The sequence below is a fragment of the Thioalkalivibrio versutus genome, from assembly GCF_001999325.1.
Lineage (GTDB): Bacteria > Pseudomonadota > Gammaproteobacteria > Ectothiorhodospirales > Ectothiorhodospiraceae > Thioalkalivibrio > Thioalkalivibrio versutus.
In genome coordinates this window covers 14,377-37,492 of the sequence record NZ_MVAR01000003.1, presented here as the reverse complement: position 1 = coordinate 37,492, position 23,116 = coordinate 14,377, and the positions used below count along the sequence as shown (strand labels likewise).

Here is a 23,116-nt window from a genome sequence, read left to right as displayed (position 1 = left end):
TCCATCCGGCGGCTCATGAACGAAGGTCAAGAGGGAAACGCCATGGGCGCCGCCATCTCCATCGACTACATCACCCACCACTATCCCGGGCAGGAAGCCCCCACGCTCAAGGACATCCAGGTCACCGTCGCACCGGGCGAGACCGTCGCCCTGATCGGCCAGAGTGGCTGCGGCAAGTCCACCCTGCTGCACATGCTCGCGGGCCTGCTGCTGCCCAGCGAAGGCTGTGTACGCATCAACGGCCACCAGGTCATCAAGCCGAGCCCGCGCTGGAACATGATGTTCCAGAAGCCCTCGCTCTACCCCTGGATGACGGTGCGCAAGAACGCCTCGCTGGGCCTGATCTTCCAGGGCCGCAAGACCGACATGCGCGAACGCATCGACCAGCTGCTGGAGACCGTGGGTCTGAGTGAGAAGGCCGAGGTCAACGTGCAGTCGCTCTCCGGCGGCCAGCAACAGCGCGTCGCCCTGGCCCGCAGCCTGGCCACCGACCCCGAGCTGCTCCTGCTGGACGAACCGTTCTCGGCCCTGGACGCCTTTACCCGCGTCGCCCTGCAGGACGAAGTCACCCGCCTGGCCCGGGAGCGCGGGATCTCGGTGGTGTTCGTCACCCACGACATCGAAGAGGCCGTCGCCATGGCCGACCGCGTGCTGGTCATGGGCTCCAACCCGGGGACCATCACCGCCGAACTGCCGATCGACATTGCCCACCCACGCGATCGCAACAGCCAGGCCTTCGTCGACCGCAAGGCCGAACTGATGGGCTACTTCGGCGCCACCCGCACCCTGGCCGCTGACAAGGGTTCAGCGGAGGCCGAAGCCCCGACGCCCGATACCGAAAGCGAACAAGACGAGTCTTCTTCATCCGAATCCCGAGCGCGCGTACGCGCCGCCTGATCCACCACCCCACTGCCCCGAACCCGAGCGAGGAACCGCCACCATGTGCAACTGCGACAACCACCATGACATCGACAGCGAACTGGACCGGCTGCTGGATCGCAGCTTCTCCCGTCGCAACTTCCTGCGTACCGCCGCCGTCGGCGGCCTGGCCGGGAGCGGGCTTGCCCTGCCCGGTTCCCTGTTTGGGGCCGAACCCGGGAACCTCGAAGAGCCCGAAGGCGTCGTCAGCGACTTCGACGGCGTCGTGCGCATCGGCTACATCCCGATCACCGACGCCGCCGCCCTGCTGGTCGCCCACTCCGAGGGCTATTTCGAGGACGAAGGACTGGAAGTCGCCGATCCCCAGCTGATCCGCGGCTGGTCGCCGCTGATCGAGTCCTTTGCCGCCAACCGATTCAACCTGGTGCACCTGCTGAAGCCGATCCCGCTGTGGATGCGCTACCAGAATGACTTCCCGGTGAAGATCATGTCCTGGGCCCACACCAACGGCTCGGCCGTAGTAACCGGCCGCCATGTCGACGTGCAGAGCTTCGCCGACCTCGGCGGCAAGAGCGTGGCCGTACCTTACTGGTATTCCATGCACAACGTAGTCATGCAGATGGCCCTGCGCGATGCCGGCCTGACGCCGGTGATCCGCGATCAGGGCGACGCGCTGGAGGCGCACGAGGTCAACCTGATGCTCATGCCACCGCCGGACATGCCGCCGGCCCTGGCCGCGCGCTCCATTGATGCCTACATCGTCGCCGAGCCGTTCAACGCCGCCGGCGAACTGCTGGCGCGCGGCAACGTGCTGCGCTTCACCGGCGATATCTGGAAGAACCACCCCTGCTGCGTGGTCTGCATGAACGAGCGCCTGACCGACCGCGAGCCGGAGTGGACCCAGAAGGTGATGAACGCCGTGGTCCGCGCCCAGGGCACGATCCAGGAAGACAAGAAGAGTGTCGCCACCATGCTCTCGCGCGATGGCAAGGGGTATCTCCCGATGCCCGCCAACGTGGTGGAACGCGCGATGACGAACTACCACGACGACAGCACCTACGCCGACAACGGCGCGATCCGTCACCCCGAATGGGAGAACGGCCGCATCGACTTCTCGCCCTGGCCCTACCCGTCCGCGACCAAGATGCTGGTCGGCGCCATGAACGAGACCCTGGTCGGCGGCGACACCACCTTCCTCGAAGGCCTGGACCCGGACTTCGTCACCGACGACCTGGTGAACTACGACTTCGTGCGCAAGGCGATGGAAAAACACACCGCCTGGCAGGGCGCCCCGGGCGTGGACATGGATTCGCCCTATGCCCGCGAGGAGGTGGTGGTCCTATGAACCGCGAAGCCACACTCTCCGTCGACACCGCGACCGTGGAGCGGCTCATGCCGGTGCTGCGGTTCGCGGACCAAGCGCGCCGGGCGCTGCAGTACCCGGCGCTGGGCATCGCCGGCCTGTTCGCCCTGTGGTACTGGGGCGGCTGGGCCATCGGCAACAACGAGGACACGATGGCCTTCGCCAGCTTCGCCCCCGGGCCCACGCTGGCGGCCTTCTGGGACATCGTCAGCTCCGGGGCCGTGTGGTCGCCGATCGAGTCCAGCCTGTACCGCGTGGGCTGGGGCCTGGCCTACGCCATTGCCATCGGCGTGCCACTGGGCGTAATGATCGGCTACTTCCTGACGCTGAAGCAGGTCACCCACGTCCCGTTCCAGTTCCTGCGGATGATCTCGCCACTGGCCTGGATGCCGGTCGCGGTACTGGCCTTCGCCACCTGGGATGCGGCCATCATCTTCCTGATCGCCATCGCGGCCGTCTGGCCCATTACCTACGCCACCGCGCACGGGGTGCAACGCATCGATCCGATGTGGCTCAAGGTGGGCAACAACCTGGGCGCCAATCCGTACCACACCCTGCGCTACATCGTGATGCCCGCGATCGCCCAGGATGTGTTCGCCGGGATCCGCCTGGCGGTGGGTGTGGCCTGGATCGTACTGGTGCCGGCCGAGTACCTGGGCGTCACCTCGGGGCTGGGCTACGCCATCAACGATGCCCGCGACACCCTGGAGTACGACAAACTGGCCGCATTTGTCCTGGTCATCGGCATTATCGGCTACATGCTCGACGCCATCTGCGTACGCCTGATCAAGCGCAGCAGCTATCACGCGGAGGGCTGATCCCCTCGGGCAATACCCGGGCCCGGCCATTCATGGCCGGGCCTTTTTGTGCGCCCGCAAAGCGGGCAAGCGCAACCCAACAGTGCAAGGCCCTGCCCCGCCTCGAGGCAACCGCGTCATCCCGACCCGGCCAGACGCCCCCGAACGCCCACCAACACGTCGTTTTCGCACTGGCAGGCTTTCTGCATAACCCACGGCATGGCACTCCACCGCATATCCGATTCGACCCCACCGGACCTGGCCACCCGGGAGCAGGAGATCACCCTGCTGCTGGAGGTTGCCAAGCTCATGGGCCGCTCCGGCGACCCGGATGCCGCGATCTACCGCATCCTCGGGATGATGTCCCAGCTACTGGGGCTCAACCGCGGCCGGGTCCTGTTGCCGGATCCGAACAGCGGCCAGCTGCGCATCCGCCACGCCTACGGCCTGACCGATGCCGAGCGCGACCGCGGCAGCTACAGCCTCGGCGAGGGTGTCACCGGGCGCGTCATGAAGACCGGCCAGATCGCCCTGATCCAGGACATCGACAACGAGCCCGAATACCTCGCGCGCGCCATCGACCGTTCCACCCTGCCGCAGGAGACCGTCGCCTACATCGCCGTGCCCATCGTCCAGGACGAACACGCCATCGGCGTGCTGGGCGTCCACCGGCTGCGACGCCGCTCGCGCCAGTTCCAGGACGACCTGAACCTGCTGCGGGTGATCGCGAGCATGATCGGCCAGGTGCTGCGCATCCACCAGCTGATCGCCGAGCGCACCGCCGAGCTGGTCTCGGAGAACCGCTACCTCAAGAGCGCCCTGGATACCCAGGGCGGGCAGTACGGCATCCTCGGCGAGAGTCCGGCCCTGCGCCATGTCCTCAAGCAGGTCCACCGCATCGCGGACACCCAGGCCACGGTGCTGGTGACCGGGGCCTCCGGCACCGGCAAGGAGAAGATCGCGCGCATGATCCACCGGATCAGCCAGCGCAACGCGAAGCCGTTCATCTCCATCAACTGCGCCGCCATCCCGGCCGACCTGCTGGAATCCGAACTGTTCGGCCACGAAAAGGGGGCCTTCACCGGCGCGTCCAGCGCCAAGACCGGCAAGATCGCCCTGGCCGACGGCGGCACGCTGTTTCTGGACGAGATCGGCGACATGCCGGAGGCGTTGCAGTCGAAGATCCTGCGTGTATTGCAGGAACGGGTGGTCCAGCCCATTGGCGGCAACCGCGATCTCCCGGTGGACGTACGCATCATCGCCGCAACCCACCAGAACCTGCAGGCCGCGGTGAACGCCGGGAACTTCCGGCTCGACCTGTTCTACCGCCTGAACGTGATCCCGCTGCACATGCCGGCCCTGCGCGACCGCGCCAGCGACATCCGCCTGCTCACCCGCCACTTCCTCGACCGCTACACCCACCTGCACGGCTGGAACGTGGTCGTCGACGAGGGCGTGCTGGAACGCCTGGAGGCCTTCGACTGGCCCGGCAACATCCGCCAGTTGGAGAACGTGCTGGAGCGCGCCGTGCTGCTATCCACGGATGGCCGCATCGGCACGCCGCTGATCGACGAGATCCTGCACGAGGAATCCCGCATCAGCCCGTTCGAGAGCGAGAGGCACGGCCTCCGCGACGAGCATGCACCGGCACCATCGCGGCACAACGAGCCCCGAACCCTGCCCTCTTCCGGCGCGTCCTGCACCAGCGCGGTGCGCCCATATCAGCGCGTGCACGCCACCGAGGCGGAGCGCCTGAAGCGCGCGATCGAGCAAACCGGGGGCAACAAGACCCGCGCCGCGATGGACCTGGGCCTGACCCCGCGGCAATTGCGCTATCGCCTGAAAAAGCTCGGCATAGAAACCACTTAGGCCCACCGCTCAGACACCAGCGGACCTTTTGTCCCCTTCGTCGACAATGTCGACGAAGGGTCCGATCTCCCGGCACTCGCGCGCCGCCCTGGCGGCCCATTCCCCACGCTTGGCATGGCACCTGCAATGACCCTCGACATGCGCGGCAACGATGCCCGCATCGATTCGATCCACGAGGAGAGCCGACCATGCCGACCAAGAGTCTTCACGATCCCTTTGACGCCAATGCCGACCTGCGCCACGGCTCCAGCTGCCGCCACGGGCACACCGGCCCGGGCAGCTGCAGCTGCTTCGACACCGCGTCCCCGGACCTGGAAGAGAAACTGGAACGACGCGCCACCCATGAGCCCGTACAGGCCGATGCCCACGCCACCGGCGAGGACCTGAGTGACGAGGCCATGGTCGATCGCGCGGTGGAGAGCGCCATCGTCCGCGGCATGTTCGGCCACAACGAGATCAACCGCCGCCGCTTCCTGCAGATGATCGGGGGCGGCACGGTGGCCGCCGCTCTGGGCTCCATCCTGCCGCTGGACAAGGTCAAGGCCGCAATCAAGGACGGCGGGCCTCTGGAAAAGACCAAGCTGCGCGTCGGCTTCGTCCCGATCACCTGCGCCACGCCGATCATCATGGCCCACCCCATGGGCTTCTACGAGCGCCACGGCTTGGATGTCGACGTGATCAAGACCGCCGGCTGGGCGGTGGCCCGCGACATGTCGCTGTCCGGTGAGTACGACGCCTCGCACATGCTCTCGCCGATGCCGCTGTCGATGACCCTGGGCTCCGGCTCCTCGCGCGAGCACTACATCATGCCGGCGGTTGAGAACATCAACGGCCAGGCCATCACACTGCACAACAAGCACAAGGACAAGCGCGATCCCAAGGACTGGAAGGGTTTCACCTTCGCCGTGCCCTTCGAGTACTCCATGCACAACTTCCTGCTGCGTTACTACGTCGCGGAGCACGGGCTGGATCCCGATCGCGACATCAGCATCCGCGTCGTCCCGCCGCCGGAGATGGTCGCCAACCTGCGTGCCGAGAACGTCGACGGCTACCTGGCCCCCGACCCCTTCAACCAGCGCGCGGTCTGGGACGGCATCGGCTTCATTCACATGCTGACCAAGGAGATCTGGGACGGCCACCCGTGCTGCGCCTTCGCCTGCTCGGCCGCCTTCGCCGACGAGCATCCGAACACCTTCGGTGCCCTGTTCCGCGCGTTGATCGAGGCCACCCAGTACAGCTCGGATATCAACAATCGCGCCGAGATTGCCGAGGCCATCTCCCCGCGTGCCTATCTGAACCAGCCGCAATCGGTGGTCGAGCAGGTGCTGACCGGGCGCTATGCCGACGGCCTGGGCGAGGTCAAGAACGACCCGCACCGGATCGACTTCGACCCCTTCCCCTGGCACTCGATGGCCACCTGGATCCTTACCCAGATGAAGCGCTGGGGCTATGTGGATCGCGACTTCGACTACAACCGCCTGGCGGAAGACGTCTTCCTCGCCAGCGAGTGCGCCGAAGTGATGACCGAGCTGGGCTACGAAGCGCCCAGTGACACCTACAAGAACTTCGAGATCATGGGGAAGGTGTTCGACTACACCGACCCGGAAGGCTATCTCGACAGCTTCGATATCCGCAGGAGCTAAGCCATGTTGAGCAATCTCAACTTCCGGGCGACCGTTCTCTCGCTGGTGATGCTCGTGGTCTTCCTGGGCGTGTGGCAGCTGGCCACCGCCCCGGAGGTCATCGCGCCACAACAGGGCGAGCTGAGCGAATACGAACAGCTGATGGGGGGCGGGGCCGATCGCAGTTCCAGCAGCGGCATCCCGGCCCCCACCCAGGTGTTCAGCCACGCCTTCGGCGAACTGAGCAACCCATTCTACGACGCGGGCCCGAACGACAAGGGGATCGGCATCCAGCTGGCCTACTCGATCTACCGGGTCCTGCTGGGCTTTGCCCTGGCCGCGCTGATCGCCATTCCGCTCGGCTTCGTGATTGGCATGTCGCCGCTACTGAACAAGGCGTTCGATCCGTACATCCAGATCCTCAAGCCGATCTCGCCACTGGCCTGGATGCCGCTCGCCCTGTTCGTGATCCGCGACTCGAACATGTCGGCGATCTTCGTGATCTTCATCTGCTCGATCTGGCCGATGCTCGTGAACACCGCCTACGGCGTCGCCTCGGTGCGCAATGACTGGCTGAACGTCGCCAAGACCCACCAGCTGTCGAACCTGCGCACCGCGTTCACGGTCATCCTGCCCGCCGCGGCGCCGACCATCCTCACCGGCATGCGCATCTCCATCGGCATCGCCTGGCTGGTCATCGTCGCCGCAGAGATGCTCGTGGGCGGCACCGGCATCGGCTACTACATCTGGAACGAGTGGAACAACCTCGACCTCGCCAGCGTGATCTTCGCGATCATCATGATCGGCATCGTCGGCTTCCTGCTGGATGCCTCCCTCGCCCAGGCCACCAAATTCGTGCGCTACGCCGACTGAGTCAGCGTGGCCCCAAAAGGAGACCAAACATGAGCAAGGGATTCCTCGAGATCGAGAACCTGAGCCAGCGCTTCCCGCAGCCCGATTCCAGCGACCTGATGACCGTGTTCGAGGGCGTGGACGTGACCATCAACAAGGGCGAGTTCGTCTGCCTGATCGGTCACTCCGGCTGCGGCAAGTCCACCATCCTGAACGTTCTCGCCGGCCTGGCCACACCCACCGACGGCAACGTGATCATGGACAATAAGGAGATCACCGGACCCAGCCTCGACCAGGGCGTGATCTTCCAGAACCACAGCCTGCTGCCGTGGCTGTCGGCGCGCGACAACGTGATGTTCGCGGTGCGCGCCCGCTGGCCGAACTGGAGCAAGGCGAAACGCCTGGAACACGCCGAGCGCTACCTGCACATGGTCGGGCTGGATCACGCCATGGACCGCAAGCCCGCGCAGCTCTCCGGCGGCATGCGCCAGCGCGTCGGCATCGCCCGGGCCTTCGCCATCGAACCCAAGCTGCTGCTGATGGACGAGCCCTTCGGGGCCCTGGACGCCCTGACCCGCGGGGTCATCCAGGAGGAGCTGCTGAAGATCTGGTCGGAGACCCACCAGACCGTGTTCATGATCACCCACGACGTCGACGAGGCGATCTTGCTCGCCGACCGCGTGCTGCTGATGACCAACGGGCCGCATGCCCAGGTCGCCGAGTCGGTGAAGATCGACATCCCGCGGCCGCGGGAACGCGCCACTTTGCACCAGAACGACGCCTACTACCCGATCCGCAACCACCTGGTCGACTTCCTCGTGAACGGCGCCAAGGAGATGTCGGCCAAGGCCCAGGCGGCCGCCGCCCGCGGCGACAACCCGCGCCACAGCCCGCGCATCGTCAACCCGGCCAAGCCCGAGGCCAGTCCGGAACCCGGCCCGCGCATGGTTCGCGCGGTCTGACCCCAGTCCATCCATCGCATTCAAGGAGCACATGATGAGTCTCAGCAAGAGCGCCATGACCACCACCATCCTCGAGGCCAAGGAGAACCGCGGAACTACCTGGGCCGCGATCGCCGAGGCCACCGGACTGCACGAGGTCTACGTGACCTCCGCCTGCTACGGCATGAACCACCTGGAGGGCGACCAGGCCGACAAGCTGGCCACCTTCATCGGGCTCGGCCCGGAGGTCTCGCAGGCGCTTCAGGCCTTCCCGCACAAGACCTGGGACAAGACCATCCCCACCGACCCGGTGATCTATCGCTTCTACGAGGCGATCAACGTCTACGGCGACACCATGAAGGCGCTGATTCACGAAAAGTTCGGTGACGGCATCATGAGCGCCATCGACTTCAGCATGGACATCGACAAGGTCGAGGACCCGAAGGGCGACCGCGTGAAGATCACCTGGAACGGCAAGTTCCTGCCCTACAAGAGCTGGTAGCGTCCCCATCGGTCACGCGGCGGCCGGGCACGCCGCGTGACCGCCCTTTCCCGCGAGCCGGTACCCCAGCGCCCGTTCGCGCCCGAACGTGTACGGCAAGTCCCTTCGCATAGTAGGCTCTTGCCGATGCGCCATCCATCCACCCTGCCCCGTCTGCTGATCCTGCTGATCAGCCTGTCCGTTGCTGCCTCCGCAATGGCGGAAAATAGTGACGACGCCAGCGTATACACCATCGGCGTGCTGGCCTTTCGCGATGCCGAAGAGACCACGGCCCAGTGGCAACCCACAGCCGACTACCTGAGCACGCAGGTCGACGCGGCCGAATTTCGCATTCAGGCACTTAACTATCCGGACCTGGAGCAGGCCGTCGCCACCGGAGGTGTTGATTTCGTCCTCACCAACACCGGCCATTACGTGCGCCTGGAGGCGCAACAAGGCATCACCCGCCTGGCCACCCTCATCGCCGAGGAGCAAGGCCAGCCCATTCGTCAGTTCGGAGGGACGATCCTGGTCCTCGACGAACGCAATGACCTCCAGTCACTGGACGACCTTCGTGGGCAGCGGTTGCTGGCGGTGGAAGAAGACTCTCTGGGCGGTTGGCTGGCCGGTTACGGGGCCCTGCGCAACGCTGGCGTGGATCCGTTCGAGGACCTGGCGTCGGTTCACTACACGGGCATGCCCCACTACCGGGTGATCGAGGGCTTGCTAACCGGCGAGGCCGACGCCGGCATGGTGCGCACCGGCGTGCTGGAGGAACGGCTGCAATCGGGCGACCTGCCCGCCGACACACTGCGCGTACTGGCGCCCCGCAAGACAGCGGGGTTTCCATTTGCCCACTCCACCCGGCTTTACCCTGAATGGCCGTTCTCGCGTCTTGGACACACCCCTGACCAACTGGCCGAAGCAGTCACGATCGCCCTGCTGAGCCTGCCCGCGGATCACCCCGCGGCGCGTGAAGGCGGCTACCACGGCTGGTCGGCCCCGTTGTCCTACGGGGCGGTACACAAACTCCTGGAAGAACTCGGCTACCCGCCCTACGACCGCACCGTGGCAATCAGCCTGCGCGCCTACTGGGAGGCCCGGCCGGAGGTCCTGCTCGGCTTCATGGCGGGGCTATTGCTGCTGAGCGGGTTGGCTGCGCTCTACTACCGGCGTCTGACGCGGCGGCTTTCACTGGAGGTCGAGCAACGCCGCGCGGCGGAGGGCCGCCTGCGCGCACACGAAGCTCGCCTGGCGTACCAGGCCGGGCATGACCCGCTGACCGGACTGCCCAACCGCACGCTGCTGCAGGAGCACCTTGACGAGGCCATGCAACAGGCTCGCCAGCGGCAAGGCCTGGTGGCCATCCTGTTCGTGGATCTGGACCGCTTCAAAAACATCAATGACAGCCTCGGCCACCGCGTCGGCGATGACCTCCTGCAAATCCTGGGCGAGCGCCTGAAGACGCGCTTCGAGGCCCGCACCGTGGCCCGGATTGGGGGCGACGAATTCATCGCGGTAATCGACGACGCCGCAGAGCATCAAGAGCTCGAGGCCCGCGCCCGCCAGCTTCTGGAGCTCATAGCCGAACCCTTTGCCGTCGGCGGCTGGACCAACTTGCAGGTAGGCGCGAGCATCGGTATTGCACTGTTCCCGGAGGACGCCACCGAAGCCGGTGAGCTTCTCACTCAGGCCGATGCGGCGATGTACGAGGCCAAGGACGCCGGGCGCAACACCTTCCGCTTTTACCGTACCGCCCTCACCGATGCCGCCAACCAGCGCCTGGAGATCGAGAACCGGCTGCGGCACGCCCTGGCCCAGAACGAACTGGAGGTGTTCTACCAGCCTCAGGTACACATGACGTCCGGGAAGATCACCGGGATCGAGGCACTGGTGCGCTGGCGTGACCCCGAACGCGGCCTGATCGCGCCGGACGTGTTCATACCGCTGGCCGAGGAAACGGGCCTGATCGCCGCCGTCGGGGATTTTGTTCTGCGCGAGGCCTGCCGCCAGGTCGTGGAATGGGATCGTCAGGGCCTGCCGCCGCTGGAAGTCTCGGTCAACCTGTCGGCGCGCCAGGTCGCCGCACCGGGCCTGCTCCATCAGCTCCGCCAGGTCCTGCACGAATCCGGACTCCCCGCACAACGCCTGACCCTGGAGCTCACCGAAAGCACCCTGATGGAACAGGCCGACACGACCCGTGGCACCCTGCAGCAGATCAAGGGCCTGGGCATCGCGCTGGCCATCGACGACTTCGGCACCGGGTATTCGTCGCTGGCCTACCTGAAGGAATTCGCGATCGACATCCTGAAGATCGACCAGACCTTCGTGCGCGACCTGCCGGAGGACCGCAACGATGCCGAGCTGGCCATGACCATCATCGACATGGCCCACAACCTGGGGCTGGATGTGCTCGCCGAGGGGGTTGAAACCGAGGATCAGCTCGGATTTCTGGCCGCAGAGGGCTGTGATGCCTGGCAGGGCTATTTGTGCAGCCGCCCCCTGCCCGCCGCATCCCTGGCCGAGCTCGTGAGCCACCACGAACCCGAACCGTTCGCGCGCCGGGCCCCGGTAAAGGCCGCCATGGCCCCACGGGGCCACCTGCGCAGCTGAACCTGAAAAAGGAAAAGGCCTGCGAAAGCAGGCCTTTTCCTTGGTGTTTGGTGGAGCGGAGGAGGATCGAACTCCCGACCTTCGCATTGCGAACGCGACGCTCTCCCAGCTGAGCTACCGCCCCAAACAGGACGCGCATTCTAGCAACTCCGCCGGGTGGCGGGAAGCCCCGCCCGCACAAGATTCGCGAGACGCCCCGCCGTGCCTCGGGATCACCTTTTCGCGCCGCACGTCACGGAACTTGGGCCTGGACCCGGTCTAGCATTAGGGCATGTCCGTCACCCACCTCCAACGACCCGGGGCGACCGACCCCAGCCTCCGGCTCGCGGGTCTGGCCACACGACGGCCCGCTGCTCGCTCGATATACTGTCCGACATGAGTCTGTCCGTTCGCATCCTTGGCGCCAGTGGCGGGATTGGCCCGGGCCGGCGCACCACATCCATCCTCATCGATGACGACATCCTTATCGACGCGGGCAGTGGCGTGGGCGATCTGACCCTGGAGGAGCTGCGGCGCATTCGCCATGTCTTCCTGACCCACTCGCACCTGGACCATATCGCCTTCCTCCCGATGCTGGCGGATATGGTCTACAGCCCGGATGCCCCGCCCGTCCACGTCCACGGCCTCCCGGCAACACTCAAGGCCCTGTGCGATCACGTCTTCAACTGGGTGATCTGGCCGGACTTCACCCGTCTGCCACGGCCCGATCAGCCCTTGATCCGCTTGGAGTCGCTGCAACCCGGTCACAGCATCGCGGTGGAACATCGCGAGATCCAGGTGCTGCCCGCCCGCCATACCGTGCCCGCGGTCGGCTACAGCGTCACCAACAGCGACGGCGCCGCCTTCGCCTTCAGCGGCGACACGACCTCCTCGCACCTGCTCTGGCCCGCGCTGAACGCCCTGCCCCACCTCGATCTGCTGATGATCGAGACCGGCCTCCCAGACGAGATGGAGGGCATGGCGGACCTGGCCAAGCACTACACCCCGCAGCACCTGGGCGAGGACCTGGCACAACTGCAGCACCGCCCGCGCATTGCCATTACCCATCTCAAGCCCGGCCACGAACAGGCCATCCGCCAGCAGCTCGCCCGCTCGCCGCATCACGACGGCATGATCTTCCTGCACGGCGACGAACGCTTCGAACTCGGCGCCCACCCTTAGCGGCTACTCATCGCTCGTCATCACGAGGCCCGCAGGGCCGCGCCGATCGGTCGTGAGCCGCCCGGACACGCCACAGGCTGGTTGCCGCCGCACCACCTCCCGTTCACACGCCTGTAACATCCCTGTTATCTAATGCGGACCAGGTAATCACGAGACGGGGCCATGGCCACTCGAATTCTGCTGGTGGAAGATGATGCAGCGATCCGCGAGATGCTGCAGGTGCCGTTCCAGAAGGCGGGCTACGAGGTCCGCGAGGCCGGAGATGTCCGCTCGGCAAAATCCCTCCTGCTGGAAGACCCGCCGGATCTGATCCTGCTGGACTGGATGCTGCCGGACATCAGCGGCATCGACTGGGCGCGTACGCTCAAGACCAGCCCGGTCACCAAGGACATCCCGCTGATCATGCTGACTGCCCGCGGCGAGGAAGAAGACCGCGTGCGCGGCCTGGATGTCGGCGCCGACGACTACGTAACCAAACCGTTCTCGCCGCGCGAGCTGGTCGCGCGCATGAAGGCCGTGCTGCGCCGCACCTCGCCCACCACCAGCGAGGAACCGATCGAGATCGAGGGCCTGCGTCTGGATCCCGTCTCGCATCGCATCACCGGCAACGGCGCGGCCATCAGCATGGGCCCGACCGAGTACAACTTGCTGCACTTCTTCATGACCCATCAGGATCGGGTGTTCAGCCGCGAACAGCTGCTGGACAAGGTCTGGGGCACCAACGTCTATGTGGAGGAACGCACGGTGGATGTTCACATCCGCCGCCTGCGCAAGGCGCTGGCCGACACCGGGCATGACCACCTGGTGCAAACCGTGCGTGGTTCAGGGTACCGTTTCTCGCAACTTCCCTGACCTTCGGCGGTCCCCGTGCAGCCCCGCAAGACCTGGCCCGACATCCTCATTACCAGCCTGCTGATCGCGCTGCCGCTCCTGGCGCTTGGCTGGGCGACCGGCCAGTTCTGGCCCACCCTCGCGTTTCTGCTTGGGGCTGCACTGGCCTGGAACATCGCCAACCTGCTGTGGCTGGAGACCTGGCTGCGCCGGGGCGGCCGTGCCGACCCACCGGACGTGCGCGGCCTGTGGGGCGTGATCTTCGACCACCTCTACCGCCGCCGCAGACGCCACGAGAACCGCGTGCATCGGTTGCGCCAGCTGCTGGAGCGCTACCGGGACTCGGCGAAGGCCATGCCCGACGCGGTAGTGGTCCTGAACGATGACCTGCGCATCGAGTGGCTGAACGACATGTCCTGCCAGCTGCTCGGGCTCCACTGGCCGCGCGACGAGGGCCAGCGCATTACCCACCTCCTGCGCCACCCGGAGTTCCTGACGTTCATGGAGCGCGCCCGCGAGTCCCTCGCGCGGGTGACCGTGCCCTCCCCGCTGGACAGCGAGCGCCAACTGGAGATGCGCATGCTCCCCTATGGCGACGCGCAGTACCTGCTGCTGGCCCGGGACACCACCCACCTGCACCGCCTGGAGGTCATGCGCCGCGACTTCATCGCCAACGTCTCGCACGAGCTGCGCACGCCGCTGACCGTACTCTACGGCGTCACCGAGAGCCTGGAAGACGAACTGGAGGACCAGCCTCAGCTCGCGCGTTCGGTCCAGATGCTGCGCGAACAGTCCGAGCGCATGAAACTGCTGGTGGACGACCTGCTGCTGCTCTCACGCCTGGAGACCGGCGAAACCACCGGCCCGCAGGACTGGTTCAACCCGTTCCCACTGTTCCAGAAGCTGACGGACGAGGCGCGCATCCTTTCGGGCACGGAAGCGCACGAGATCGTGCTGGACGCCGACCCCAAACTGGAGTTCCAGGGCAACCCGGACGAACTGCGCTCCGCCTGCGCCAACCTGCTGTTCAATGCCGTGAAGTACACCCCTGGCGGGACTACCATCAGCCTGCGCTGGCGCGCCGACGACGACGGCGCACGCCTGAGCGTCGAGGACACCGGGCCGGGTATTGCCAGCCATCACCTCGGGCGCCTGACCGAACGTTTCTATCGCGTGGATGCCGGACGCACCCAGTCGCGCGGCGGGACAGGCCTGGGCCTGGCCATCGTCAAACATGTCCTCGCCCGCCATGAAGGCCACCTCGCGATCGAAAGCCAGGTCGGCCGCGGCAGCCACTTCAGCTGCCTGTTCCCGTTGAGCCGCATCCGCCGCGCCGAAACCTCCCGCCAGTCCAACTAGCGTCATTGCGAGGGCCCGGAAGGCCCGTGGCAATCGTCCGCCAAGTCCCCGAGTCCAGGGGCCTTTCGGACCGATTGCCGCGTCGCTTCGCTCCTCGCAATGACCTGTACCAATACCCGTCATTGCAAGCGCAACGAAGTAATCACCCCCCACGAACCCGGCCCCATCCCTACCGGGCCAGATGTCACGAGGCTGTCACATGCGCGTCACGCAACTGCAAGCACCGCTCCCGATAATTCGTCATCAAGGACCGAGCCACTCGGCCTTGAAAACCTCAAGCAAGCCCAAGGGAGCACACCCATGTTGTTGAAGCGAAGCATCCTCGCGCTGGCCACGGCCACAGCCCTCGCCATCGCCCCGCTGACCGCCTCGGCCGAAGTCGATGCCGACATCCCGACCTACAAGACGGTCTCCGGCATCTCCGGCAACCTGTCGAGCATCGGTTCCGACACCCTGAACAACCTCATGACCCTGTGGGCGGAAGAATTCCAGGGCTTCTACCCGAACGTGAACGTCCAGATCCAGGGTGCCGGCACCTCCACCGCCCCGCCCGCCCTGACCGAAGGCACCGCCGACTTCGGCCCGATGTCGCGCATGCCGCGTGACAGCGAACACGCCGAGTTCGAACAGCGTCACGGCTACGAGATGACCGCCGTGCCGGTCGCCATCGACACCATCGCCGTGTTCGTGAACCGCGACAACCCGATCGAAGGCATGAGCATCGATCAGGTCGACGCCGTCTTCTCCTCCACCCGCCGCTGTGGCGGTGCCGAGGACATCACCCGCTGGGGTCAGCTCGGGCTGGAAGGCTCGTGGGCCAACCGTGACATCACCCTGTACAGCCGTAACGCCGTCTCCGGCACCTACGGGTACTTCCGCCAGAACGCCCTGTGCGATGGCGACTTCAAGAACGCCATCAACGAACAGCCGGGTTCCGCCTCGGTGGTTCAGGGCGTCTCCGAGTCCCTGAACGGCATCGGCTACTCCGGCATCGGGTACTCCACCTCCGGCGTGCGCGCCATCCCGCTGGGCACCGAAGAAGGCAACTACTTCGAGCCGAACGGCGAGAACGCCGCCTCCGGTGACTACCCGCTGGCCCGCTTCCTCTACGTGATGGTCAACAAGCACCCGGAAGACGGCCTGACCCCGCGCGCCGCCGAGTTCCTGAAGATGGTGCTGTCGAAGGAAGGCCAGGAGGTCGTGGTGCGTGACGGCTTCATCCCGCTGCCGGCCACGGTCGCCGAGCGCGAGCGCAAGAACCTCGGTCTGGAATAAACCGGGCGCAGTACCCGCGCCCAGGGAATGGGTGCAAAGGCCGGGACCCAAGGGTTCCGGCCTTTTTTGTGTGTTGCGCGCAGGCCTTCCTCGCCCACCGGTCAACCAGCCGTCACATGGATGTCACGTCCCTGTCACATAGCGGCCGTAGCATCACGCCCCGACATCCAATGGTTTTGCACGCCCTTCGCGGCGGCTCTCAGGGGAACTTCATGTCCACCGCCACCATCGCCCCGCGTCTCGCCGGTTTCCAGCGCTGGCGCCGCACCAAGGATCGCTCCGCGCGCTACATGATCGGGTTTTTCGGGATCGCCGTGGTCGGTGCCCTCACCCTCATGTTCGTCTACCTCCTGAGCGAAACCCTGCCGATGTTCCAGGGCGCCAAGCTCGACCCCCTGACCGAGTACGACGCCCCCGGCGGCGCCGATACCCGCACCGTGCACCTGGCGGTGAATCGCCACCGCGAAATGGCCGTGCGCATCACCGACGACCGGCGTGCCGTGTTCTTCCGCCCGAATACCGGCGAAATCGTGCGCGAACAGACCTTGCCGATTCCCGATGACGTCCGGGTCACAAGTTTCACCGCGGCCGAGCCGCGTACCCGCCTGGTGGCGCTTGGCCTCGACAACGGGCAGGTCCTCGCCATCGAGTACGAATACAACGAGCGCTTCACCCCCGAGGGCCGCGAATATGACCCGCGCGTGATCTACCCGCTGGGTGACGAAGACTCCGCACTGCTGGATATCGACGGCGATGGCCCCGCCATCAGCGTGGTCGGGATCCAGCGCGGGTCCAGCGGTATTCGTGTCGCCGCCACCACCGAAGACGGCCACATCCGTCTGGTCCAGTTCGAGGAGACCACCTCGATGATGACCGGCGAGACCCAGGTGCGCCGCAGTGCCTACGACATGCCCGCCCTGCCCGAAGGCAGCACGCCCACCCGCATCCTGCTCGACATCACCGGCCGCATCATGCTCGTGGGCGACGACCAGGGCCGCCTGCACTCCTACGACATCCGTCGTCCGGCCAGCGCAACCCTGGAAGACAGCAAACGCGTGATTCGCGGAGACGAGGCCGAGGTCACCTCGCTCGAGTACCTCCTGGGCACGGTGTCGATCGTCGTGGGCGGCTCGGACGGATCGGTCACCCAGTACATGCTGGTGCGCGACGCCGACAACGTGAACCGCATCACCCGCGTGCGCGAATTCCCCGCGCACGCGGGGCCGGTCACCAACACCCAGCCCGAATACATCCGCAAGGGCTTCCTGACCGCCGACGAAACCGGCCAGATCAAGATCCACTACCCCACCTCGCAGCGCACCCTGGTGGAACGCCAGATTACCGATCAGGCGCTGCATCGAGTGTACGTGGACCCGCGCAACCGCCTGCTGATCGCCATCGACGAGGCCGAGAACTGGCACCTGCAGCGCCTGGAGAACCGTCATCCGGAGGTCTCCTTCCACGTGCTGTGGCAGAAGGTCTGGTACGAGGGCCGCTCGGGTGGCGACTACGTCTGGCAGTCCTCCTCGGCCACCGACGAGTTCGAACCCAAGTTCTCGCTGATCCCCCTGACCATCGGCACCATCAAGGCCGCCTTCTACGCCATGCTGTTCGCCACCCCGCTGGCGATCATGGGGGCGATCTACAGCGCCTACTTCATGTCGGCGCGCATGCGCACGCTCACCAAGCCCTCGATCGAGCTGATGGAAGCGCTGCCCACGGTCATCCTTGGCTTCCTCGCAGGGCTGTGGCTGGCCCCGTTCATCGAGGCGAACCTGCCCGCCGTCGCGAGCATCCTGATTCTGCTGCCGCTGTCCATGCTGCTGATGGCCTTCGTCTGGACCCGTGTGCTCCCCGAGCAGGTCCGCGCATTCATACCGGCGGGCTGGGAGGCCGCGATCTTGATCCCGGTGATCCTGCTGGTGGGCTGGTTCGCGGTGACGCTGAGCCCCTTGATCGAGATCTGGATGTTCGGCGGCGACGCGCGCCAGTGGCTGACCGACAACGGCATCACCTACGACCAGCGCAACGCCCTCGTGATCGGCATCGCCATGGGCTTCGCGGTGATCCCGACCATCTACTCGATTTCCGAGGATGCCGTGTTCAACGTGCCCAAGCACCTGACCCAGGGTTCGCTGGCGCTGGGGGCCACACCCTGGCAGACCGTGCTGCGCGTGGTTCTGCTGACCGCCAGCCCGGGGATCTTCTCGGCGGTCATGATCGGCTTCGGCCGCGCCGTCGGCGAGACCATGATCGTGCTGATGGCGACCGGGAACTCGCCGGTGGTCAATTTCAACATCTTCGAAGGCATGCGCACGCTCTCCGCCAACATCGCGGTCGAGATGCCCGAGGCCGCGGTCGGCGGCAGCCACTTCCGCATCCTGTTCCTCGCTGCACTGGTGCTGTTCGCGCTCACGTTCTTCGTGAACACGGTCGCCGAGATCGTGCGCCAGCGCCTGCGCAACAAGTACGCCTCCCTTTAAAACGCATTCCAGACAGGTCTCGATCCGATGAATAAATGGTTCAAATCCGGCACCCCCTGGATCTGGCTGAATGCGGGCGCGGTGGCCACCTCGCTGGTGATGGTCTTCGGGCTGATCCTGATGATCGCGGTCAACGGCCTGTCGTTCTTCTGGCCGTCCAGCGTGGCCCAGTTCGAATACCAGACGGCGCAGCAAAGCGAGCCTACCCAGGTCATGGGCGAGTTCCAGCGCTCCGAGACAATGACCGCCCAGGCCATGCGCGACGCCGGCTTCGACGTGCCCGAAGGCCAGGAAATCGTGGTACGGCACCTGGTCAAGCGCGGCAATCGTGACCTCGACTCGCGAGACTTCCGCTGGTATCTGGACGACTTCATGGGCGAGCGCGAGATGCCTCGCGATGCGGTGGTGCTGGAACGCCTGCAGTGGGGCAACTTCTACGGCTTTGTTCGCGAGTTCCGCGTGGACGGCGAGGCCGTGGCCACCGGCAACGAGGCCCGCGTGCGTTTCGAGGCGGTTATCCCCGAGACCCGCGGCCTGGTCCGCCAGATCGAACGCATCGAACGCGTGGACATCGGCGCGATCAATTTCCAGATCGAGCAGATCCGCATTGCCCTGCGCGGTATCGAGCGTGCCACCGAGCTGTCGATCGAGGAGCGCGCCGAGCGCGAGGCCGAACTGCAGGCCGAACGCGCGGAACTCGAGGAGCAGTACGCGGAGCTGGAAAACGAGCGTAACGAGCTGCGCCGCGAACTGCGCCGCTACGCCATCCTGATGGAGACCGCCGACGGCGCCGAATCCGTGATCGCACTGGCGGATGTCGTGAACGCCTGGTGGCCGAACGACATGAGCATCCCGCAGAAGCTCGGGCACTACGTGCACACCTTCTGGGAGTTCATGACCGGCTATCCGCGCGAGGCCAACACCGAAGGCGGCATCCTGCCGGCGATCTTCGGGACCGTGCTGATGGTCCTGATCATGTCGATCGTCGTAACCCCGTTCGGCGTGCTGGCCGCGATCTACCTGCGCGAGTACGCGAAGCAGGGCCCGCTGGTGCGCATCATCCGCATCTCGGTGAACAACCTCGCGGGCGTCCCCTCCATCGTATTTGGTGTATTCGGCCTCGGGTTCTTCGTCTACCTGGTCGGCGGCAACATCGACCAGATGTTCTTCCGGGACGCCCTGCCCTCGCCCACCTTCGGCTCGCCGGCGATCGTCTGGGCCTCGCTCACGCTCGCGCTGTTGACCCTGCCGGTGGTAATCGTCTCCACCGAGGAAGGCCTGACCCGCATCGGCGCCAGCATCCGCCACGGCTCGCTGGCCCTGGGCGCGACCAAGGCGGAGACCCTGTGGCGCCTGATCGTGCCGCTTTCGGCGCCGGCGATGATGACCGGGTTGATCCTGGCCGTCGCGCGCGCGGCCGGCGAGGTGGCCCCGCTGATGCTGGTCGGGGTGGTCAAGCTGGCCCCCAGCCTGCCGGTGGACGGCAACTTCCCGTACCTGCACCTGGATCGCGCCTTCATGCACCTGGGCTTCCACATCTACGACGTCGGCTTTCAGAGCCCGAACGTCGAGGCCGGCCGGCCGCTGGTCTACGCGACCGCCCTGATCCTGGTGATGCTGATCATCGTGCTCAACCTGACCGCCATCTCGATCCGCAACTACCTGCGCGAGAAGTACCGCGCCGACAGTGACTGAGATACGACATGCACAACGTCTCTCGCATACATCGTCATTGCGAGGCCCCGCAGGGGCCATGGCAATCGGCTTCCGGTACCCCACACGCCGGAGGCACCCAAACCGATTGCCACGTCGCTGCGCGCCTCGCAATGACGGTGCTTTTCCGCCCCCTCGCGGTGCCGGGATGCGTCGAACCCCATTCCCCATGGAGTACCCGAAATGAGTGACACCCAGACCCACGCCGTCAACGTGGCCCAGAATAACCAGGCCCCGCGCGGCCTCAACCTCGACCGTGAGGACATCTGCCTGACCGCGGAGGGCCTCAAACTTTTCTACGGCGAGGACCAGGCGCTCAAGGGCATCGACATCCGCATCCCGAAGAACCGCATCACGGCATTCATCGGGCCTTCCGGTTGCGGAAAGTCCACGTTCCTGCGCTGTTTCAACCGCATGAACGACCTGATCGATTCCGTACGCATCGAGGGCACCATCCGCCTGGACGGCGCGGACATCAACGACAAGTCCGTGGATGTCCCCGAATTGCGCCGCCGTGTGGGTATGGTCTTCCAGAAGCCGAACCCGTTCCCCAAGTCGATCTACGAGAACGTGGCCTACGGCCTGCGCCTGCAGGGCGTGAAGAACCGCCGCAAGCTGGACGAGGTGGTGGAGAAGTCGCTCAAGCGCGCCGCGCTGTGGGATGAGGTGAAAGACCGCCTGCACGAGAACGCCTTCGGCCTGTCCGGCGGCCAGCAGCAGCGCCTGGTCATTGCCCGCGCCATCGCGATCGACCCCGAGGTCCTGCTGCTGGACGAGCCCTGCTCGGCGCTGGATCCGCTGGCCACGCTGAAGATCGAGGAGTTGATGATCGAGCTGAAGAAGGATTACACGCTGGTCATCGTCACCCACAACATGCAGCAGGCCGCGCGCGTCTCCGACTACACCGCCTTCATGTACATGGGCGAACTGATCGAATACGCGGATACCGACACCCTGTTCACCTCGCCTGCCAAGAAGCAGACCGAGGACTACATCACCGGCCGCTTCGGCTGAGGAACGACGACATGGACAAGAGCTTCTTCAAGCAACACATCTCGCAGCAATTCAACGCCGAGCTGGAAGACATCATCAAGCAGGTGATGGCCATGGGCGGCCTGGTCGAGCAGCAGCTCGCCGATGCCGTCCACGCGATGGTCGAGGGCGATGCCGAACTCGCCGAGAAGGTCATGACCTCCGACTACGAGGTCAACGCCAAGGAGGTCGAGATCGACGAGGAGTGCACCCACATCCTCGCCCGACGCCAGCCGACCGCCTCCGACCTGCGGCTGGTGATCGCGGTCATCAAGACCATCACCGACCTGGAACGCATGGGCGACGAGGCCGAGCGGGTCGGCCGCATGGGCCTGCACCTGCTGGATGAAGACCGCAACAGCGCCCCGATGTCGGATATCGCCAGCATGGGCGAACATGTCCGCGAGATGACCCGCGGGGCCCTGGATGCCTTCGCCCGTATGGACGTGGAACAGGCCGTGCGCGTTGCCCAGCTCGATATCCAGATCGACAGCCTGTACGAGACCGTCACCCACAAACTGATGCGGCAAATGACCGCCGCCCCGGACTCCGTCCCGCGCCTGATGGACATCGTCTGGGCCACCCGCTCCCTGGAACGTATCGGCGACCGCGCGCGCAACATCTGCGAATACGTCGTCTATTTCGTCAAGGGCAAGGACGTGCGCCACACCAGCTACGAGCAAATGGCCGAGCAGGCCACCGGGGACCGCCACTGACCCCGGCGGCTCGACTCTGCCCACGCGCGGGAGCCCCGATTCTGCTGCCCCCGTGCGCGGGTGTTTGCGTGGTTCGGCGATCCTCGCTTGAATAGGGCCATGTGGATTACCCGCTCACGCCCTCGACCATTTCTGCTTCCCGCCTGGCTGTTCGTGGGCGGCCTCATTGCCATGCTGGCCATGCCCAGCCTGCACGCGGGCCCCGTGACCTCCTCTGACCCGCTGCCCCCGGGCGAACCCTCCGCGGCCGTCCTCGAACTCCTGGAACGCGACAAGCTTCCCGAAGGCGTGGTCTTCGAGATCATCGAGAACGACCGCGCAGCGCTATCCGCGCTTCTTCCCGAGATTCGGGCCAGTGTCACCCGCCTGCGCGAACGCGACCCCGACTACCCCGTGGCCGTCGTCTCCCACGGTGCGGAACAATTCACCCTGAGGCGTAGCGAGGCGACGCAGTACCCCAGCCTGCACGACGAGGTGGAGGCCCTGGTCCGCGACGAAGGTGTGAACGTGGCAGTCTGCGGCACCTTTGCCGGCTGGCGCGGCCTGGACGCGGAGGCATTTGCCGACTTCGTCGAGGTCGCCGACCGCGCCCCGGACCGCCTCGATGACTATCGCGAACTGGGCTTCGAAGTGATCCGCCTGCGTCCGTCACTACTCGACGCGCCCCCGGAAGACCCTTGGGAGTTCGACTTCGGCACCCCCTGAGCTTGCCGATTCACAAAGATACGCGCCACGAAGACGCAAAGACGGTCGAGAGCCTGTAACCATGGAGGCCACAGCGGACACCGAGAACGCCAGGATGGTTGACGGGATCGGAGCTGTGATGCGGGCTGAGCAGCACGGATCGGTGTACCGATACCCATTTCTGCGCACCCTTGGACCCCTTCACGCCGCGCCCTCTGTATACGCCGTGGAAAGACCGCCCTTGATCTTCTTCGTGCCTTCATGCGGTTTGTGGAAAAGCGCTCTCCTGATTAGCAACGAGCGTCCGCCAGGCTCAAGGCCCGTGCGGGCCCGGGTCTCCAGGCGCCTCCTACATCGTCATCCCGGAAACCGCGCAGCGGTTATCCGGGATCTCCACGGTATGAGTGACGCGTACGTTGGGGCTGGAACGGCGTGTGGAGATCCC

General features: G+C 65.7%; 18 protein-coding genes and 1 tRNA gene. 18 read left to right on the top strand and 1 reads right to left on the bottom strand.

Going from position 1 to position 23,116, the window contains the following annotated elements; translation table 11 throughout:
• The first annotated feature begins 42 nt into the window (after positions 1–42).
• From B0684_RS00625 to B0684_RS00585, 9 genes are all read left to right on the top strand, one after another.
• Positions 43–897 carry an ABC transporter ATP-binding protein gene (locus B0684_RS00625; RefSeq protein ID WP_018650001.1) on the top strand — a complete coding sequence of 285 codons (855 nt, stop codon included), beginning with the start codon at positions 43–45 and terminating at the stop codon, positions 895–897.
• A 43-nt stretch (positions 898–940) separates the two neighbouring features.
• A complete protein-coding gene (locus B0684_RS00620; protein ID WP_018650000.1) occupies positions 941–2,224 on the top strand; it encodes an ABC transporter substrate-binding protein in 1,284 nt (427 codons plus the stop codon).
• Positions 2,221–3,060: an ABC transporter permease gene (locus B0684_RS00615; RefSeq protein WP_018145428.1), complete on the top strand. Its 840-nt coding sequence runs from the start codon at positions 2,221–2,223 to the stop codon at positions 3,058–3,060. Before B0684_RS00620 ends, B0684_RS00615 begins: the two co-directional genes overlap by 4 nt.
• A gap of 198 nt (positions 3,061–3,258) precedes the next feature.
• Positions 3,259–4,908: a sigma-54 interaction domain-containing protein gene (locus B0684_RS00610; protein ID WP_018176621.1), complete on the top strand. Its 1,650-nt coding sequence runs from the start codon at positions 3,259–3,261 to the stop codon at positions 4,906–4,908.
• 188 nt (positions 4,909–5,096) lie between these two features.
• Positions 5,097–6,551 carry a CmpA/NrtA family ABC transporter substrate-binding protein gene (locus B0684_RS00605; RefSeq protein ID WP_018169997.1) on the top strand — a complete coding sequence of 485 codons (1,455 nt, stop codon included), beginning with the start codon at positions 5,097–5,099 and terminating at the stop codon, positions 6,549–6,551.
• Positions 6,552–6,554: 3 nt separating this feature from the next.
• Positions 6,555–7,403 carry a nitrate ABC transporter permease gene (ntrB, locus tag B0684_RS00600; RefSeq protein WP_018169998.1) on the top strand — a complete coding sequence of 283 codons (849 nt, stop codon included), beginning with the start codon at positions 6,555–6,557 and terminating at the stop codon, positions 7,401–7,403.
• 29 nt (positions 7,404–7,432) lie between these two features.
• The gene (locus tag B0684_RS00595) at positions 7,433–8,344 is read left to right on the top strand and encodes an ABC transporter ATP-binding protein (RefSeq protein ID WP_018169999.1); all 912 of its coding nucleotides are present in this window, start codon (positions 7,433–7,435) and stop codon (positions 8,342–8,344) included.
• A gap of 34 nt (positions 8,345–8,378) precedes the next feature.
• Positions 8,379–8,825: a cyanase gene (gene cynS, locus B0684_RS00590; RefSeq protein WP_018170000.1), complete on the top strand. Its 447-nt coding sequence runs from the start codon at positions 8,379–8,381 to the stop codon at positions 8,823–8,825.
• Between the two features lie 126 nt (positions 8,826–8,951).
• A complete protein-coding gene (locus tag B0684_RS00585; RefSeq protein ID WP_018170001.1) occupies positions 8,952–11,417 on the top strand; it encodes a putative bifunctional diguanylate cyclase/phosphodiesterase in 2,466 nt (821 codons plus the stop codon).
• 48 nt (positions 11,418–11,465) lie between these two features.
• On the opposite strand, the gene B0684_RS00580 is transcribed toward B0684_RS00585, so the two are convergent.
• Positions 11,466–11,541 (bottom strand) — tRNA-Ala (locus B0684_RS00580).
• Positions 11,542–11,792: 251 nt separating this feature from the next.
• On the opposite strand from B0684_RS00580, the gene B0684_RS00575 reads away from it, so the two are divergent.
• The 9 genes from B0684_RS00575 (at position 11,793) to B0684_RS00535 (ending at position 22,692) form a co-directional block, all read left to right on the top strand.
• Positions 11,793–12,578 carry a 3',5'-cyclic-nucleotide phosphodiesterase gene (locus B0684_RS00575; RefSeq protein WP_018649999.1) on the top strand — a complete coding sequence of 262 codons (786 nt, stop codon included), beginning with the start codon at positions 11,793–11,795 and terminating at the stop codon, positions 12,576–12,578.
• A 162-nt stretch (positions 12,579–12,740) separates the two neighbouring features.
• Positions 12,741–13,430 carry a phosphate regulon transcriptional regulator PhoB gene (gene phoB / locus B0684_RS00570; RefSeq protein WP_018145420.1) on the top strand — a complete coding sequence of 230 codons (690 nt, stop codon included), beginning with the start codon at positions 12,741–12,743 and terminating at the stop codon, positions 13,428–13,430.
• 15 nt (positions 13,431–13,445) lie between these two features.
• Positions 13,446–14,768, top strand: coding sequence for a phosphate regulon sensor histidine kinase PhoR (gene phoR / locus B0684_RS00565; protein ID WP_018649998.1), 1,323 nt, complete (start codon positions 13,446–13,448; stop codon positions 14,766–14,768).
• A gap of 300 nt (positions 14,769–15,068) precedes the next feature.
• Positions 15,069–16,043: a PstS family phosphate ABC transporter substrate-binding protein gene (locus B0684_RS00560; RefSeq protein ID WP_018649997.1), complete on the top strand. Its 975-nt coding sequence runs from the start codon at positions 15,069–15,071 to the stop codon at positions 16,041–16,043.
• Positions 16,044–16,255: 212 nt separating this feature from the next.
• Positions 16,256–18,526, top strand: a complete 2,271-nt coding sequence (locus B0684_RS00555; protein WP_018649996.1) for an ABC transporter permease subunit — start codon at positions 16,256–16,258, stop codon at positions 18,524–18,526.
• A gap of 27 nt (positions 18,527–18,553) precedes the next feature.
• On the top strand, positions 18,554–20,221 hold the full coding sequence (gene pstA / locus B0684_RS00550) for a phosphate ABC transporter permease PstA (protein WP_018649995.1): 1,668 nt from the start codon (positions 18,554–18,556) through the stop codon (positions 20,219–20,221).
• 201 nt (positions 20,222–20,422) lie between these two features.
• Positions 20,423–21,253 carry a phosphate ABC transporter ATP-binding protein PstB gene (gene pstB, locus B0684_RS00545; protein WP_018649994.1) on the top strand — a complete coding sequence of 277 codons (831 nt, stop codon included), beginning with the start codon at positions 20,423–20,425 and terminating at the stop codon, positions 21,251–21,253.
• Between the two features lie 11 nt (positions 21,254–21,264).
• Complete coding sequence (phoU, locus tag B0684_RS00540) at positions 21,265–21,987, top strand: phosphate signaling complex protein PhoU (protein ID WP_018145414.1); 723 nt, start codon at positions 21,265–21,267, stop codon at positions 21,985–21,987.
• Between the two features lie 99 nt (positions 21,988–22,086).
• The gene (locus B0684_RS00535) at positions 22,087–22,692 is read left to right on the top strand and encodes a DsrE family protein (RefSeq protein WP_018649993.1); all 606 of its coding nucleotides are present in this window, start codon (positions 22,087–22,089) and stop codon (positions 22,690–22,692) included.
• Positions 22,693–23,116 lie beyond the last annotated feature (424 nt).